The sequence below is a fragment of the Thiohalobacter sp. COW1 genome, from assembly GCF_016629505.1.
In the GTDB taxonomy this organism is placed as follows: Bacteria; Pseudomonadota; Gammaproteobacteria; order Thiohalobacterales; family Thiohalobacteraceae; genus Thiohalobacter; species Thiohalobacter thiocyanaticus_A.
In genome coordinates this window covers 3,326,635-3,342,327 of the sequence record NZ_AP024239.1, presented here as the reverse complement: position 1 = coordinate 3,342,327, position 15,693 = coordinate 3,326,635, and the positions used below count along the sequence as shown (strand labels likewise).

Sequence of the window (15,693 nt, the reverse complement as noted above, 5' to 3'; positions counted from 1 at the left end):
CCGTTCAGCATCCATTGTCATCAGCGCCAGTGTCATCACCCGTTCGCGTCACAGAACCAGCCATAACAGGGACATCAACAGAAAGGTCAGGCCCACGATCTTCATCTGTATGCGCAAATCCATCCCTTTCCCCCTCAACGGATCTTCAGCGTAGCCAGCCCGATCAGGACCAGGATCACGGTCACGATCCAGAAGCGCACGATCACGCGCGGCTCCGGCCAGCCCTTCAGTTCGAAATGATGATGCAGCGGCGCCATGCGGAAGATGCGCCGTCCGGTGAGCTTGAACGAGGCCACCTGCAGGATGACGGAGAGGGTCTCCATCACGAACACGCCCGCCATGACCAGATACACCAGTTCCTGACGCACCAGCACCGCCATCAGCCCCAGCGCGGCTCCGAGCGCCAGGGCGCCCACGTCGCCCATGAAGACCTGGGCGGGATAGGCGTTGTACCAGAGAAAGCCCAGCCCGGCGCCGACGATGGCGCCGGCGAAGATGATGATCTCGCCCACGTCACGCACGTAGGGGATGCCGAGGTATTCGGCGAAGCGCACATTGCCGGTCGCGTAGGCGAACACCGCGAGCGCCCCGGCGATCATCACCGTCGGCAGGATGGCCAGCCCGTCCAGTCCGTCGGTGAGATTCACGGCGTTGCTGGAACCGACCACGACGAAATAGACCAGCACGAAGTACAGCGCCCCCAGCTCGATGGCCACCCCCTTGAAGAAGGGCACGATCAACTGGGTCTCGACCGGGGCCTGGGCGGTATAGAACAGCACGCCGGCGATGATCAGTGCGAACAGCGACTGCCAGAAGTACTTCCAGCGCGCCGGCAGACCGCGGGAATTCTTCAGCACCAGCTTCTTGTAGTCATCCACCCAGCCGATGGCGCCGAAGGCAAGCGTACCCAGCAGCACCACCCAGACATAGCGGTTGCCGAGATCGGCCCACAGCAAAGTAGCGAAGCTGATGGCGAACAGGATCAGGGCACCGCCCATGGTCGGCGTACCGGCCTTGCTCAGGTGCGACTGCGGGCCGTCGTCGCGCACCTGCTGACCGATCTGATACTGGCCCAGGCGCCGGATCATCCAGGGACCGGTGACGAAGCAGAACAGCAGCGCGGTCAGCACGCCCAGGATGGCGCGCAGTGTCAGATACTGGAATACATTGAACCCGGTGTGATACCGGGTCAGGAATTCGGCCAGCCAGAGCAGCATCAGTGACGCCCTCCCGGCCGTGGCTGCAACCGCACCAGCAGGGCCTGGACCACCCGCTCCATGCGCATGCTGCGCGAACCCTTGACCAGCACCTGCACCCCGGGATGCAGCTGCGCCTCGAGTGCGGACTGCAGGGACTCGAAATCATCGAAATGCGCCGCCGGCCCGGTGAAGGCCTCGGCGGCGGACGCGGCGTCACCCCCCAGGGTGAACAGCCGATCGCAGCCGGCCGCGGCCGCACGGGCGCCGATATCCCGATGCAGCTGGCGGCTCTCGCCGCCCAGTTCACCCATGTCGCCCAGTACCAGCCAGCGCTCCCCGGACAGCTGCCCGAGCACCGCCAGAGCGGCTTGCACCGAGCCGGGGTTGGCATTGTAGGTGTCGTCGATCACGCCGATGTCATCGGCGCAGCGGTGGATCTGCAGCCGGCCGCCGACCGGACGCAGACTCTGCAGCCCGGACTGCACCGCCGCCAGCGAGGCGCCCGCCCCCAGGGCGGCAGCGACGGCGGCCAGGGCGTTCATGGCGTTGTGCCGCCCCGGCAGCGCCAGTTCGACCTCGATGCTGCCGGCCGGGGTGCGCAGAACCAGCCGCTGGCCCGATTCATGCGGCGACACTTCGGCGCTGACATCGGCTTGCATCTCCAGCCCGAAGGTCATGATCCGCCGGCCCTGCAGTCGCATCAGCCAGTAGTCGGCGAAGGCATCGTCGCGGTTGACCACGGCCAGACCTTCGGGACCCAGCCCGTCATAGATCTCGGCCTTGGCCCGCGCCACGCCTTCCAGGCTGCCGAACCCCTCCAGATGGGCGGGTCCGGCATTGGTGATCAGCGCGACCGTCGGCCGGGCCAGGCCGGTGAGGTAAGCGATCTCGCCCGGATGGTTGGCGCCCATTTCGATCACGGCGGCCGTATGCACGGCGTCCAGCCGACCCAGGGTCAGGGGCACGCCGATATCGTTGTTGAGGTTGCCGCGGGTGGCCAGCACCTGATGTTTCATGCCCAGGATGGCGGCCAGCATCTCCTTGACCGTGGTCTTGCCGTTGCTGCCGGTGACCGCCACCAGCGGGATATCGAAACGCGCGCGCCAGGCCGCGGCCAGTCCACCCAGCGCCAGCCGGGTATCGGTCACCCGGATGCAGGGCAGCAGTTCCGTCACCGCCGTGCTGACCAGCGCGCCCGCAGCACCGCCGGCCGCGGCCTGATCGAGATAGTCGTGGCCGTCGAAACGCTCACCCGCCAGCGCCACGAACAGGTTGCCGCGCTCCAGGCCGCGGCTGTCGGTGCTCAGGCCGGCGAAACGCGTATCCGCGCCCTGCAGCCGTCCCCGCACGACCTGCGCCGCTTCGGACAGCGCCATGGCAATCATGACTGCCTCCCGGACTCGAACCACCTCTGCACGACTTCGCGGTCACTGAAATGCAGTCTCCGCTCGCCAATGAGTTGATAGTCCTCGTGTCCCTTGCCGGCGATCAGTACCACGTCGTCAGGCCGCGCCAGTTCCAGCACATGCGCAATGGCACGCGCCCGGTCGGGCTGGATGTAGCAGGCATCCGGATCGGCGGTACCGCCGAGGATATCCACGATGATCTGGGTCGGGTCCTCGTGGCGCGGGTTGTCGGTGGTCAGCATGACGTAGTCGGCCAGACGCTCGACCGCCGCACCCATCAGCGGCCGCTTGCCCGGGTCGCGCTCGCCGCCGGCGCCGAAGATGCACCAGAGGTGCCCGGCACAGTGTTCGCGCAGCGCCAGCAGTACCTGTTCCAGCGCACGCGGGGTATGGGCATAGTCGATCACCACCAGCGGCCGGCCGCCGCTGCCGCCCAGCGCTTCCATGCGACCGGGGACGGTGGTCACACCCGCCAGCCGCTGCGCGGCCTCTGCCGGAGACAGGCCGTGGTCCAGCAGCACGGCCAGAGCGGCCAGCAGGTTGGCCGCGTTGAAACGGCCGAGCAGACCGGAGCGCAGTTCGACCGCCCCCTGGTGGGTGAGGATCTGCAGTTGCAGACCGGTGCGCGCCGTCTCGACCCGTTCGGCGACCACGAAGCGCTCGCTGCGGCGCGCCAGTTCGGTCGCTTCCAGTGCGTAGGCGCAGACCGGGCAGGCCAGCGCGTCGGCGGCCAGCAGTTCCCGGCCCAGGTCGTCGTCGGCATTGAGTACGGCCAGACGCAGCGAGGGGAAGCGGAACAGCCGGCGCTTGGCGTCACGGTAGGCGCCCTCGCTGCCGTGATAATCCAGGTGATCGCGGCTGACATGGGTCAGCACGGCCACGTCGAAATGCACCCCGCCGGCACGGACCTGATCCAGGGCGTGGGAGGAGACCTCCATCACCACCGCCCGTGCGCCCTGATCACGCATCCCGGCCAGGATCGCCTGCAGGCTGACCGGATCGGGCGTGGTATGGGTGGCCGGGTCCAGGGCATCGAACAGGCCGGCGCCGAGGGTGCCGATCAGGCCGCAGGCGCGCCCCGGGCCATGCAGGGCCTGGGCGATGAAATGGGTGCAGGAGGTCTTGCCGTCGGTGCCGGTCACGCCCACGGTGTAGAGGTCGCGCGAGGGGTGGCCGTAGAAACGGCCGGCAATGGCCGAGACCTGCGTCCCCAGACCGGGCACGGCCACCACCGGCAGGTTCAGACCCTGCAGTTCGGGGGCAGTCTCGTCGATCTCCTCGTCGGGCTCCCAGCACACGGCCACGGCCCCGCGGCGGCTGGCCTCGGCCACATGCCGCACCCCGTGCTGATGTACACCGGCCAGGGCGAAGAACAGATCCCCGGGCCGGACCCGGCGGCTGTCCAGCGCCAGCCCGGTCACGGTCACATCCTGGGCCGGCGCGACCGGCGCCAGACCGGCCAGCAGCCCGGACAGCGACATCCCCGGATGCAGCGCCTCGGCGGTCATCATGCCGGACCTCCCGCCGCGGCCTGGCGCAGCAGCGGCGCCGGCGTCTGCTGCCGCGGCGCCGGTTCGGCATCCGGCGGCAGATTCAGCAAGCGCAGGGCGCCGGACATGACCCGCGAGAACACCGGTCCGGCCACCTTGCCGCCGAAATAGTCCTCGCCGCGCGGGTCGTTGATCACGACCGCCACCACCAGGCGCGGATCCGAGGCCGGGGCCATGCCGACGAACAGGGCGTTGTAACGGTCCTCGGCATAGCCGCCGGCCGTGGCCTTGTGCACCGTGCCGGTCTTGCCGGCGACCCGGTAGCCGGGCACCCGGGCCAGCGGCGCGGTGCCCTGGTTGCTGACGACCGCCTCCATCATGCGCCGCACCGAGCGCACCACGGCCGGATCCAGCACCGAACGCCCGCGCGGCAACTCGTCCTGATGCAGGAAACTGACCGGCAGCAGCCTGCCTTCGTTGGCCAGCAGGCCGTAGGCGCGCGCCAGCTGCAGCGGCGTGACCGAGATACCGTAACCGAAGGCGAGCGTGGCCTGCTCGATCTTCTGCCAACGGTGATGGCTGGCCAGCACGCCGGAGACCTCGCCGGGAAAGCCGGTGCCGACGCTGGTACCGAAGCCGGCGCCGCTGTAGACCCGCCACAGCTGCTCGGGATCGAGCGACAGGGCAATCTTGCTGGCACCGACATTACTGGACTTGCGGATGATGCCGGCCAGGTCGAGCCGGCCGTTGTCGTGCTCATCACGCACCGTATTGCTACCGACCCGGTAATAGCCGGGCGCGGTATTCACCGTACTGCCGATATCATACTGTCCGCTCTGCAGGGCGGCGGCGATGGTGAAGGGCTTCATGGTCGAGCCCGGCTCGAGCACGTCGGTCACGGCCCGGTTGCGCACCGCGCCGGGCTGGATGGCATGACGGTTGTTGGGGTTGAACGAAGGCTGGTTGACCATCGCCAGCACCTCGCCGGTGACGGCATCCAGCACCACCACCGAGCCCGAACTGGCACGGTGACGCTGCACCGCGCTCTTCAATTCACGATAGGCCTGATATTGAATGCGCCGATCGATACTCAGACGCAGATCCCGACCGGGACTGGCCGGGCGAATCAACTCCACGTCGGCAATCACGTGGTGACGGCCGTCCTTGAGCACCCGCTTGGCGCCGTCGGCGCCGCTGAGCCAATCGTCATAGGCCAGCTCCAGCCCTTCCTGGCCGCGGTCGTCGATATCGGTAAAGCCGATGAGATGCGCCACCACCTCCCCGTCCGGGTAGTAGCGACGGTACTCGCGCTGCAGATAGACACCGGGAGCATCCAGCGCCCTGACCTGGGCGGCCGTGGCCGGCGGCACGTGCCGGCGCAGGTAGACGAATTCACGGTCGGCGCGCCGTCCCAGCAGTCGCTGCAGATAGTCGATGTCCAGTTCCAGGATCTTGGCCAGTGCCTGCAGGTATTCCCGCGCCGGCACCAGCTCCTGGGGATTGGCCCAGACCGAGTCCACCGGGGTGCTGACCGCCAGCGGCTCGCCGTTGCGGTCGGTGATCATGCCCCGGTGCGCCGGCAGCGAGACCGTGCGCAGGTGCCGGGCATCGGCCTGCCCCTGCAGGAAGCCGCGATCGAACCACTGCAGGTCCACCACCCGCCACAGCAGGGCCAGCAGGCCGAAACCGAACGCCGCCAGCACCAGGTAATGGCGGTACTGCTGCCTGTCTGCAATGCTTGGCGTCGTCATGGCTTCACCAGGATGATTTCGTCGTGGGCCGGCACATGCATCTCCAGCCGCTCGGTTGCCAGTCGCTCGATCCGGCCATGGGTGGCCAGGGTGCTCTGCTCGAGCTGCAGCTGCCCCCATTCGATGTTCAACGCATCCCGTTCGCTCAGCAGTGACTGCAGCTGCACGAACAGGGCCCGGCTCTGGTGGCGCGCATAGACCACGCCGATACCGGAAGCGATCACGCCAGCCAGCAGCAATGCGAGCAGCAGCTTCACTGCAACCGCTCCGCGACCCGCAGTACGGCACTGCGCGCCCGGGGATTGGCCTGCACCTCTGCCTCACCGGCATGGCGCGCCTTGCCGACCAGGCGCAGGCGGCCCTGGCTCGTGCCGGTGACCGGCAGGTCCAGCGGCAGCTCCTCGCCCTTGCACTCCCTGCGCATGAAGCGTTTGACCAGGCGGTCCTCCAGGGAGTGAAAACTGATCACCGCCAAACGCCCGCCCGGGGCGAGCAGGTCCACCGCCTGCGGCAGCACCGTCTCCAACTCTTCCAGTTCGCGGTTCACATGGATGCGGATGGCCTGAAAACTGCGGGTGGCCGGATGCCTGCCGGGCTCGCGCTTGGGCACCGCGGCGGCAATGATTTCGGCCAGGCGGCCGGTGCGGGTGATGGGCGCCTCCTGGCGTGCGGCCAGCACCGCGCGGGCAATGCGCCGGGCGAAGCGCTCCTCGCCATACACCTTCAACACCCGCACGATCTCCTGCTCGGAGGCCTGATTGAGCCAGTCGGCTGCACTCAGGCCCTGTTCCGGATCCATGCGCATGTCCAGGGGACCGTCACCGAGGAAACTGAAGCCGCGCCGGGCATCGTCGAGTTGCGGCGAGGAGACCCCGAGGTCGAGCAGCACACCGCTGACCCTGCCTTCGATCCCCGCTGCCTGTGCCATCGCGCCCAGCATGGCGAATGATCCTCTGGTGATATGAAACCGCCGATCCTGCTCGAAGCGCTGCGCCGCGGCGATCGCCTCCGGGTCCCGGTCCATGGCATAGAGCCTGCCTTCGGGCCCCAACCGTGCGAGAATGGCCGCGGCGTGTCCGCCCCGGCCGAAGGTGGCATCGACATAGATGCCATCCGCGCGTACGGCCAGCGCCTCCAGCACTTCCTGCAGCAGCACCGGATGATGAGCGGCACCCGCAGCCACTAGAGACTCAGATTGTCGAGTGCTTCCGGAACCGACTCCGCTCCGCCGTCGTCGATCCAGTGCCGCAGATTCTCTTCCCAGGCCTCTTCGTTCCAGATCTCAAACTTGTTGACCAGCGAGGCAAGCACTACCTTCTTGTCCAGGTTGGCGAACTCGCGCAAGCGCGGCGGCAGGAGGATACGGCCATGACTGTCCATCTCGACCTCGGTGGCATGACCGAGCAGCATGCGCTGGAGACGGCGGATAGCGGGGTTCTGGTTGGGGAGCCGGATCAGCTTGCGCTCGATCTCTTCCCATTCCGGGGCAGGGTAAAGCAGCAGGCAGCCGTCGCCGTGGATGGTCAGCACCATCCGGCCTTCACAGCTGTCCGTCAGTTCCTGGCGATAGCGCGTTGGCAGAGCCAAACGGCCCTTGGCATCCAGGTTGACGGTGTTGCCCCCCGACTTGGCCAAGAATTCCCCCTGTTATCCCTTTTTTTCCACTTTCTACCACTTCTTCCCACTTTTCGACACTATAGGTAGGGAAGCTGAAGGCGTCAAGCGAATTCAGGAAAAAACGCGAGAAATTCCTCAATATATTTCAATTATTTATGGGTTCATCGGGGAAGACAACGATACGATCGGACGTTCCTCATAACAATCAGCTGGTTATATATATAACCTTATAAAACCATTGAGGTTGAGCCAGGTTCAGCCTGAGAAAACCTTGGGATTCGATAAATCGGGATCGGTGTTCCGGGCGAGGAAAATCCCACCCCGCAGCTGCGCGAGGCTGTCATCCTGCGGTCACATGGGCGGGCTAGGCTGCAAAAAACGCGACTGGAGAAATGAGATATGAAAGCGACTGCTGCACCGCTCCACCGGCCCTGCCCGCAGGAACTGCGCCTGGAGATCGCCCAGCTGGAGCGGCGCCTGAGGACCGTGGGACTGGACGGAGACTGCGCCTATGAACGGGCGCTCAGTCAGGCCTACGATGCCCTGCTGCTGCAAAAGCGCCGCGAACTGGCGGCGATACGGGAGTCGGGATTCTGAGACCGAGGCGGCATGGGTGGAGGTGCTGACGCCGCAACCAACCCAGGCCAAAGATCATCGTCATAGCAGGCAGTGATGGGCTGCGTTTGGCGCCACCCATCCCGTCTGCTCAGAACGGGATATCGTCGTCGAAGCCCTCGTCGAAGCCGCCGCTGCCGCCGCCGCCCTGGCTCTCGGCCGCCGCAGGCGCCCGATTGCTGTTGTAGTTGGCGCTGCCGCCACCACCGCCGCCGCGACCGCCCAGCATCTGCATCTCGGAGGCGATGATCTCGGTGGTGTAGCGATCATTGCCGTTCTTGTCCTGCCACTTGCGGGTGCGCAGGCTGCCCTCGACATAGACCTGGGAACCCTTCTTCAGATACTCGCCGACGATCTCGGCCAGGCGCTGGTAGAAGACCACATTGTGCCATTCGGTGCGCTCGCGCTGCTCGCCGGTCTGCTTGTCCTTCCACTGATCCGAGGTGGCAAGGGTGACATTGGCCACGGCCCCGCCGCTGGGCATGTACCGGACCTCGGGATCCTTGCCCAGGTTGCCGACCAGAATCACCTTGTTGATGCCGCGCGCCATGCCGATTTCTCCTGACTGTGCTGAGTTGCCCTGAGGGGTACTGCAAGCTGCCCATCATAGGGGGATTCGCCGGCGCCGGCAAATCCCCCCCGGCGGCGTCCGTCTCACTGCCCGGCTGGAGCCGGGCGACCGACCAGCGTCTCCAGCGCGGCCTCGTCCAGGGCGCGCGGATCCACCTTCAGATAGGCCGTCTCGTCCTCGGCGACAACCACCGCCTCGACCACGCCCGGGACCCGTCCGAGTTCCCGGGCCAGCATCCCGGCCTGGGGCGGTGTGAGTCGGCCGACGCCGACCAGCCGGCTGGCCAGATAGCGCGGACGCTCCATCCCCGCCGCCACGGCCAGCCACACCAGTGCGATCAGGGCGCAGCCCAGGAAGACCCCGGTTGCGCCGAAGCGGCCGTGCAGGACCCCGCCCAGCGCCCCGCCCAGGAAGGCGCCGAGAAACTGGGAACTGGAATAGAAGCCCATGGCCGTCCCCTTGCTGTCGGCCGGGGCGGTCTTGGAGATCAGCGACGGCAGGGTCGCCTCCAGGATATTGAAGCCCACGTAGAACACGAACAGCGCCAGCACCACCCCGGCCAGCTGTCCCTGCCACTGGACCAGCGCCAGTTCGCCCGCCAGCACCATCACGATGGCGGCGAGGAACACCGGTTTCATGCGCTGCTGCTTCTCGGCCTGGATGATGAAGGGAATCATCACCGCCACCGACAGCACCAGCACCGGCAGGTAGAGCCAGGCGTGGCGGTCCGGGGCCAGCCCCAGGCTGTCGCGCAGCACCAGCGGGAGGCTGACGAAGCTGGCGGTCAGGATCAGATGCAGGGCCAGAATGCCGAAATCCAGCCGCAGCAGGCGGGCGTCGCGCAGTACGGCCAGGAACTGAGCCGGAACCGGCTGGGCGTCGCGGTGCGGCCGGCTCAGTGCGGGGCTGGGCACGGACCAGCGCAGGATGACCAGGCCGGACAGCGCCAGGACCGCGGTCAGCCAGAAGATGCCGGACAGGCCGATCCAGTGGCCCAGCCAGGGGCCCAGCACCAGGGCCAGGGCGAAGGACAGGCCGATGCTCATGCCGATCACGGCCATGGCCTTGGTGCGGTGCTCCTCCCGGGTCAGATCCGCCGCCAGGGCCATGACCGCCGCGGCGATCGCCCCCGCGCCCTGCAGGGCGCGGCCCAGGATCACGCCCCAGATGCTGTCGGCCAGCGCGGCCACCAGGCTGCCCAGGGCGAACAGCAGCAGTCCGATGGCGATGATACGCTTGCGCCCGAACCGGTCGGACAGCAGCCCGAAGGGGATCTGCAGCAGGGCCTGGGTGAAGCCGTAGGCGCCGATGGCCAGGCCGATCAGCCCCGGGGTGGCGCCGGTGTAGTCGTCGGCATAGAGGGCGAACACCGGCAGGATCATGAACAGCCCCAGCATGCGCATGGCGAAGATGCCCGCCAGCGAGACCGCCGCGCGACGCTCGCCGCGGGTCATGTTCGCATGCTGCTCGGGGCCGTCTGCCACGCGCCGAATCACCTTTTGCCGAGGACCGGGGAAGCGACGTATAGTAACAGGTTCGATTTACGGCGGAAAACGGCATGGACACCATTCGGATACGCGGCGCCCGCACCCACAACCTGGCCAACATCGACCTGGAGTTGCCCCGCGACCGCCTGATCGTCATCACCGGCCTGTCCGGCTCGGGCAAGTCCTCACTGGCCTTCGACACCATCTACGCCGAGGGCCAGCGCCGCTATGTGGAATCGCTGTCGGCCTACGCCCGCCAGTTCCTGTCGATGATGGAAAAGCCCGACATCGACCACATCGAGGGACTGTCGCCGGCCATCTCCATCGAGCAGAAGACCACCTCGCACAATCCGCGCTCCACCGTGGGCACCATCACCGAGATCTACGACTACCTGCGGCTGCTGTACGCACGCGTGGGCGTGCCCGAGTGCCCCGAGCACCGCATCGCACTGGATGCCCAGACCGTGAGCCAGATGGTGGACCAGGTCATGGCCCTGCCCGAGGGCACCCGGCTGATGCTGCTCGCGCCGGTGGTGCAGGCGCGCAAGGGCGAGCATGTCCACGTACTGGAAGGGCTGCGTGCCCAGGGTTTCATCCGCGCCCGCATCGACGGTGAAATCGTCGAACTGGACCAGCTCCCGACGCTCGACCTCAAGCGCCAGCACACCATCGAAGCCGTGGTCGACCGGCTCAAGGTGCGCGCGGACATCCAGATACGCCTGGCCGAATCCTTCGAAACCGCGCTGCGGCTGTCCGACGGCCAGGTGCGGGTCGCCTTCATGGACGACCCGCAGCGCGAACCGCTGCTGTTCTCGGCCCGCTTCGCCTGTCCGCTGTGCGGCTACTCCATCACCGAGCTGGAACCGCGGCTGTTCTCCTTCAACAACCCGGCCGGCGCCTGCCCGGCCTGCGACGGCCTGGGTGTGAAGCAGTTCTTCGATCCCGAACGCATCGTGGCCCATCCGCATCTGAGTCTGGCCGGCGGCGCGGTGCGCGGCTGGGACCGGCGCAATGCCTATTACTTCCAGCTCATCAGTTCGCTGGCCGATCACTACGGCTTCGACATCGACACCCCGTTCGAGGAACTGCCGGAGGCGACGCGCGCGGTGATCCTTCACGGCTCGGGGGATGAAGAGATCGACTTCGAGTACCTGTCCGAGCGCAAGGGCTTCACCGTCCGCCGGCACACCTTCGAGGGCATCATCCCCAACATGGACCGGCGCTACCGCGAGACCGAATCCAACATCGTGCGCGAGGAACTGGCCCGGTATCTGAGCACCCGCGCCTGCCCCGAGTGCGGCGGCACTCGCCTGAACCGCGCGGCCCGGCACGTGTTCATCGAAGGCCGCACCCTGCCCGAACTGACCGCGCTTCCGGTCGGACGGGCGCTGGAATTCTTCGGCACGCTCACGCTTGAAGGTCGTCGCGGCAGGATCGCGGTCAAGATCCTCAAGGAGATCAACCAACGCCTGAGTTTCCTGGTCAATGTCGGCCTGGACTACCTGTCGCTGGAACGCAGCGCCGACACCCTCTCCGGCGGCGAAGCCCAGCGCATCCGCCTGGCCAGTCAGATCGGCGCCGGCCTGGTGGGGGTGATGTACATCCTGGATGAACCCTCCATCGGCCTGCACCAGCGCGACAACCAGCGGCTGCTCAACACGCTCGACTACCTGCGTGATCTGGGCAATACCGTCATCGTGGTCGAGCACGACGAGGAGGCCATCATGAGCGCCGATCATGTGCTCGACATGGGCCCGGGCGCCGGCATCCACGGCGGCCATATCGTCGCCCAGGGCACACCGGCCGATATCATGGCCAACCCCGACTCGCTCACCGGTCAGTATCTCTCGGGCACGCGTCGGATCGCAGTCCCCAAGCAGCGCACCCCGGTGAACGAACTGCGCATGCTGCGGGTGCTGGGTGCGACCGGCAACAACCTCAAGGGCGTGGACATCGACATCCCGGTGGGGCTGATGACCTGCATCACCGGCGTGTCCGGCTCCGGCAAGTCGACGCTCATCAACGATACCCTCTATCCCTTCGCCGCGCGCGAGCTGAACAAGGCCGCCACCAGTCCGGCACCGCACCGCGCCATCGAGGGCCTGGAGCACTTCGACAAGGTGGTCGACATCGACCAGAGTCCGATCGGCCGCACGCCCCGCTCCAACCCGGCCACCTACACCGGCCTGTTCACGCCCATCCGCGAACTGTTCGCCGGCACCCAGGAGGCACGCTCGCGCGGCTACAAGAGCGGCCGCTTCAGCTTCAACGTCAAGGGCGGGCGCTGCGAGGCCTGCCAGGGCGACGGCGTGATCAAGGTGGAAATGCACTTCCTGCCCGACATTTATGTGCCCTGCGACGTCTGTCACGGCAAGCGCTACAACCGCGAGACCCTGGAGATCCGCTACAAGGGCAGGACCATCCACGAGGTACTGGAGTTGACGGTGGAGGATGCCCTGTCCTTCTTCAGCGCGGTACCGGCGCTCAAGCGCAAGCTGCAGACCCTGATGGATGTCGGACTGTCGTACATCAGGCTGGGCCAGAACGCCACCACCCTGTCCGGCGGCGAGGCGCAGCGGGTGAAGCTGGCGCGGGAGCTGTCCAAGCGGGATACCGGCAAGACCCTCTACATCCTGGACGAGCCCACCACCGGCCTGCACTTCTATGACATCGAGCAGCTGCTGGCCGTGCTGCACCGGCTGCGCGACCACGGCAATACCGTGATCGTGATCGAGCACAATCTGGACGTGATCAAGACCGCCGACTGGGTCATCGACCTGGGGCCGGAGGGCGGCGACAAGGGCGGCGAACTGATCGTGGAGGGTACACCGGAGACGGTGGCGGCCCATGCGGATTCACATACGGGGCGGTTCCTGCGGCCGCTGCTGGAGGCGGGGTCTTCTGAACGTGCGTGACGGAAACGCAGAGGACGCAAAGGCGCAGAGACGCAGAGACGCAGAGACGCAGAGACGCAGAGACGCAGAGTGTATTAATGATTAGTTCGTTGTGATTGTTTCGTTTGGTGGGACCATTCCCAGGTAGGGCGGAATCCAGATACCGTCGTGGTTATGGATTCCGGCCTGCGCCGGGATGACGGGAAGGCCTGCCTGAGATTTACATAATCCCGACAAGATATTCGACTTTGCGCCTCTGCGGCTTTGCGTCCTCTGCGTTACTGCCACTTACGTTTGCTACAGCCGCCCGCTGAAGTGCACCCGGTCGCCCAGGCTCAGGCCGAGCCGGGTGGCGGCATGGCCCTGGTTGACCGCGATCTCGACCAGGCCGTTGGCGTTCTCGTACCAGAAGGCCTCACCCGCCGCGACGGCACTGAAGGTCTCGGCCCGGCGCAGGCGGTGGACCCCCACCTCCAGTTCCACATCCCCTTCCAGACTGGCCGCACGGATACCGGTCATGGCGTTGCCGTAATGATCGATATAGATCACCTGCGCCAGTTCCGGCGGCCATCCCGGCTGGATACGCTCTTCGGGAGCAACCGCCACCCCGGGCACCGCTGCCCCGGTGGCGATCCGGGCCGCCACCGGCGCGAACAGGTCACGACCGTGAAAGCTGGCCGACAGCCGCGCCGGGTGCCAGTCGATATCCCACCATTCCAGGGCCTGCGCCCGCATGGCGACCACGTTGAACAGACCATTGTCCGGCCCGATGAACCAGCGTCCGTCAGCCCGGACCACACAGGGCCGGCGGTCGCCGCCCACGCCGGGATCCACCACGGCCAGAAACACTGTGTCGACGGGGAATTCATCAGCGTAGGCCGCCAGCAGATAGGCACCGGCATGGGGGTCGAAGTTCGGCGCCTTGGCGAACAGGTTGACCTGCGGGACGCCGGGTGCGTCGCGATGGAGCACGGCCTGCATCTGACCGATGTAGGGGTCTTCCAGGCCGAAGTCGGTGAAGAGGATGATCACCAGGGTCAAGATACAAGAGGCAGGATACAGGAGACAAGTCTGCATGGAGTGCATGCGGGGAGACGATGCTTTGCCTGCATCCCGTCTCGTTGCTCATGCATTTCCTTCAGACGCAAAAAAAGCCGGGGCAGGCCCGGCTTTTCTGTGCACGCAGACGGCAAGGCTATTCGGCAGCCTCGGTGCCTTCCTCGGCAGCGGTCTCGGGACGATCGACCAACTCGACCAGCGCCATGGGCGCGGAGTCGCCGGCCCGGTAGCCCATCTTGAGGATGCGCAGGTAACCGCCGGGACGGGCCTGGTAACGCGGGCCCAGTTCGTCGAACAGCTTGGTCACCACCTCGCGGTCACGCAGGCGGGAGAAGGCCAGCCGGCGCTGGTGCACCGAATCGTTCTTGGCCATGGTGATCAGCGGCTCGGCCACCCGGCGCAGTTCCTTGGCCTTGGGCAGGGTGGTGGTGATGACTTCATGGCGCAGCAGCGACGCCGCCATGTTGCGGAACATGGCCTTGCGATGCGAACTGTTGCGGTTTAACTGGCGTCCACTCTTGCGATGTCGCATTGGTCGTTACCTCAGATCCCGAAAATACGGGCGCGGCAGTCCGCGCCCGGTCAATAATACAATCGGCACCGCGTCAGGCGGTCGCGCGATCCTTGTCCCGCAGCCCCGGCGGCGGCCAGTTGTCCAGGCGCATGCCCAGGGACAGGCCGTGGGAAGCCAGCACATCCTTGATCTCGGTGAGTGACTTCTTGCCCAGGTTCGGTGCCTTGAGCAGTTCCACCTCGGTCTTCTGGATCAGATCGCCGATGTAGTAGATGCTCTCGGCCTTCAGGCAGTTGGCCGAACGCACGGTCAGTTCCAGATCGTCAACCGGACGCAGCAGGATCGGATCGATATCGGGGGCAACCGACTCCTTCTGCTCCTCTTCCTTGCCCTGCAGGTCCACGAACACCGACAGCTGATCCTGGAGGATGGTCGCGGCGCGGCGGATGGCCTCTTCCGGATCGATGGTGCCGTTGGTCTCGATGTCGATGATCAGCTTGTCCAGGTCGGTGCGCTGCTCCACGCGGGCGCTGTCGACGGTATAGCTGACCTTGTTGACCGGACTGAAGCTGGCATCCAGCTGCAGATTGCCGATCGGACGATCCTCGTCCACACCGATGCGGGCATTGGCGGGCACGTAGCCGCGGCCCTTGCTGACCTTGAGCATCATGTTCAGCTCACCGGACTGGGTCAGGTGGGCGATGACATAATCCGGGTTGACGATCTCGACATCGTGATCAAGCGTGATGTCGCCGGCCGTCACCGGGCCCGGACCCTTCTTCTTCAGGCTCAGGCTGGCCTCGTCGCGATTGTGCAGACGGATGGCCAGGTTCTTCAGGTTCAACATGATATCGATCACGTCTTCCTGCACGCCCTCCATGGTGGAGTACTCATGCAGCACGCCGTCGATCTCGACCTGGGTGACAGCAGCACCCGGCATGGAGGACAACAGGATACGACGCAGGGCGTTACCCAGTGTATGTCCAAAACCACGCTCGAGCGGCTCGATCGTGACCTTGGCGCGAAGATCGTTGACCTGCTGGATGTCAACGATGCGGGGTTTCAGGAATTCAGTAACACTGCCCTGCAT

General features: G+C 66.2%; 14 protein-coding genes. 2 read left to right on the top strand and 12 right to left on the bottom strand.

Annotated elements, in window-relative coordinates; all coding sequences use genetic code 11:
- Positions 1-134: 134 nt before the first annotated feature.
- Genes mraY through mraZ form a run of 7 tightly spaced genes read right to left on the bottom strand, consistent with a single transcriptional unit; the run spans position 135 to position 7,481 of the window.
- The gene (gene mraY, locus COW1_RS15880) at positions 135-1,217 is read right to left on the bottom strand and encodes a phospho-N-acetylmuramoyl-pentapeptide-transferase (RefSeq protein WP_096367066.1); all 1,083 of its coding nucleotides are present in this window, start codon (positions 1,215-1,217) and stop codon (positions 135-137) included.
- On the bottom strand, positions 1,217-2,584 hold the full coding sequence (gene murF, locus COW1_RS15875; protein ID WP_242466451.1) for a UDP-N-acetylmuramoyl-tripeptide--D-alanyl-D-alanine ligase: 1,368 nt from the start codon (positions 2,582-2,584) through the stop codon (positions 1,217-1,219). The genes mraY and murF overlap by 1 nt, the downstream gene beginning before the upstream one ends.
- A complete protein-coding gene (locus COW1_RS15870) occupies positions 2,581-4,116 on the bottom strand; it encodes a UDP-N-acetylmuramoyl-L-alanyl-D-glutamate--2,6-diaminopimelate ligase (RefSeq protein ID WP_201344723.1) in 1,536 nt (511 codons plus the stop codon). The genes murF and COW1_RS15870 overlap by 4 nt, the downstream gene beginning before the upstream one ends.
- Entirely contained in the window at positions 4,113-5,846 is a 1,734-nt protein-coding gene (locus tag COW1_RS15865; protein ID WP_096367068.1) for a penicillin-binding protein 2, read from the bottom strand. The genes COW1_RS15870 and COW1_RS15865 overlap by 4 nt, the downstream gene beginning before the upstream one ends.
- Positions 5,843-6,103 carry a cell division protein FtsL gene (gene ftsL / locus COW1_RS15860; protein ID WP_096367069.1) on the bottom strand — a complete coding sequence of 87 codons (261 nt, stop codon included), beginning with the start codon at positions 6,101-6,103 and terminating at the stop codon, positions 5,843-5,845. The genes COW1_RS15865 and ftsL overlap by 4 nt, the downstream gene beginning before the upstream one ends.
- Positions 6,100-7,029: a 16S rRNA (cytosine(1402)-N(4))-methyltransferase RsmH gene (gene rsmH, locus COW1_RS15855; RefSeq protein ID WP_096367070.1), complete on the bottom strand. Its 930-nt coding sequence runs from the start codon at positions 7,027-7,029 to the stop codon at positions 6,100-6,102. The genes ftsL and rsmH overlap by 4 nt, the downstream gene beginning before the upstream one ends.
- Positions 7,029-7,481 carry a division/cell wall cluster transcriptional repressor MraZ gene (mraZ, locus tag COW1_RS15850; RefSeq protein WP_096367071.1) on the bottom strand — a complete coding sequence of 151 codons (453 nt, stop codon included), beginning with the start codon at positions 7,479-7,481 and terminating at the stop codon, positions 7,029-7,031. Before mraZ ends, rsmH begins: the two co-directional genes overlap by 1 nt.
- A 381-nt stretch (positions 7,482-7,862) precedes the next feature.
- Between mraZ and COW1_RS15845 the strand changes: the two genes are divergently transcribed.
- Positions 7,863-8,060 (top strand): hypothetical protein, encoded by a 198-nt coding sequence (locus tag COW1_RS15845; RefSeq protein WP_096367072.1) that lies wholly within the window; start codon positions 7,863-7,865, stop codon positions 8,058-8,060.
- A 109-nt stretch (positions 8,061-8,169) separates the two neighbouring features.
- Here the strand turns inward: COW1_RS15845 and ssb are convergent, their stop codons facing one another.
- Both ssb and COW1_RS15835 read right to left on the bottom strand, forming a co-directional pair.
- Entirely contained in the window at positions 8,170-8,628 is a 459-nt protein-coding gene (ssb, locus tag COW1_RS15840; RefSeq protein ID WP_201344721.1) for a single-stranded DNA-binding protein, read from the bottom strand.
- A 104-nt stretch (positions 8,629-8,732) separates the two neighbouring features.
- Positions 8,733-10,133, bottom strand: coding sequence for an MFS transporter (locus tag COW1_RS15835; protein ID WP_370590872.1), 1,401 nt, complete (start codon positions 10,131-10,133; stop codon positions 8,733-8,735).
- 74 nt (positions 10,134-10,207) lie between these two features.
- Between COW1_RS15835 and uvrA the strand changes: the two genes are divergently transcribed.
- Positions 10,208-13,051 carry an excinuclease ABC subunit UvrA gene (uvrA, locus tag COW1_RS15830; protein WP_201344719.1) on the top strand — a complete coding sequence of 948 codons (2,844 nt, stop codon included), beginning with the start codon at positions 10,208-10,210 and terminating at the stop codon, positions 13,049-13,051.
- A gap of 276 nt (positions 13,052-13,327) precedes the next feature.
- Here uvrA and COW1_RS15825 read toward each other — a convergent pair whose 3' ends face one another.
- The 3 genes from COW1_RS15825 to rpoA form a co-directional block, all read right to left on the bottom strand.
- A complete protein-coding gene (locus tag COW1_RS15825) occupies positions 13,328-14,062 on the bottom strand; it encodes an S-adenosyl-l-methionine hydroxide adenosyltransferase family protein (RefSeq protein ID WP_201346124.1) in 735 nt (244 codons plus the stop codon).
- A gap of 163 nt (positions 14,063-14,225) precedes the next feature.
- Positions 14,226-14,621, bottom strand: coding sequence for a 50S ribosomal protein L17 (gene rplQ, locus COW1_RS15820; protein ID WP_096367076.1), 396 nt, complete (start codon positions 14,619-14,621; stop codon positions 14,226-14,228).
- 73 nt (positions 14,622-14,694) lie between these two features.
- The gene (gene rpoA / locus COW1_RS15815; protein ID WP_096367077.1) at positions 14,695-15,693 is read right to left on the bottom strand and encodes a DNA-directed RNA polymerase subunit alpha; all 999 of its coding nucleotides are present in this window, start codon (positions 15,691-15,693) and stop codon (positions 14,695-14,697) included.

Bases quoted from the DNA above. Each gene is read 5' to 3' on its own strand.
- rpoA (WP_096367077.1), bottom strand. From the start codon at position 15,693: ATGCAGGGCAGTGTTACTGAATTCCTGAAACCCCGCATCGTTGACATC.
- murF (WP_242466451.1), bottom strand. From the start codon at position 2,584: ATGATTGCCATGGCGCTGTCCGAAGCGGCGCAGGTCGTGCGGGGACGG.
- ssb (WP_201344721.1), bottom strand. From the start codon at position 8,628: ATGGCGCGCGGCATCAACAAGGTGATTCTGGTCGGCAACCTGGGCAAG.
- COW1_RS15845 (WP_096367072.1), top strand. From the start codon at position 7,863: ATGAAAGCGACTGCTGCACCGCTCCACCGGCCCTGCCCGCAGGAACTG.
- mraY (WP_096367066.1), bottom strand. From the start codon at position 1,217: ATGCTGCTCTGGCTGGCCGAATTCCTGACCCGGTATCACACCGGGTTC.
- rplQ (WP_096367076.1), bottom strand. From the start codon at position 14,621: ATGCGACATCGCAAGAGTGGACGCCAGTTAAACCGCAACAGTTCGCAT.
- uvrA (WP_201344719.1), top strand. From the start codon at position 10,208: ATGGACACCATTCGGATACGCGGCGCCCGCACCCACAACCTGGCCAAC.
- COW1_RS15865 (WP_096367068.1), bottom strand. From the start codon at position 5,846: ATGACGACGCCAAGCATTGCAGACAGGCAGCAGTACCGCCATTACCTG.
- COW1_RS15870 (WP_201344723.1), bottom strand. From the start codon at position 4,116: ATGATGACCGCCGAGGCGCTGCATCCGGGGATGTCGCTGTCCGGGCTG.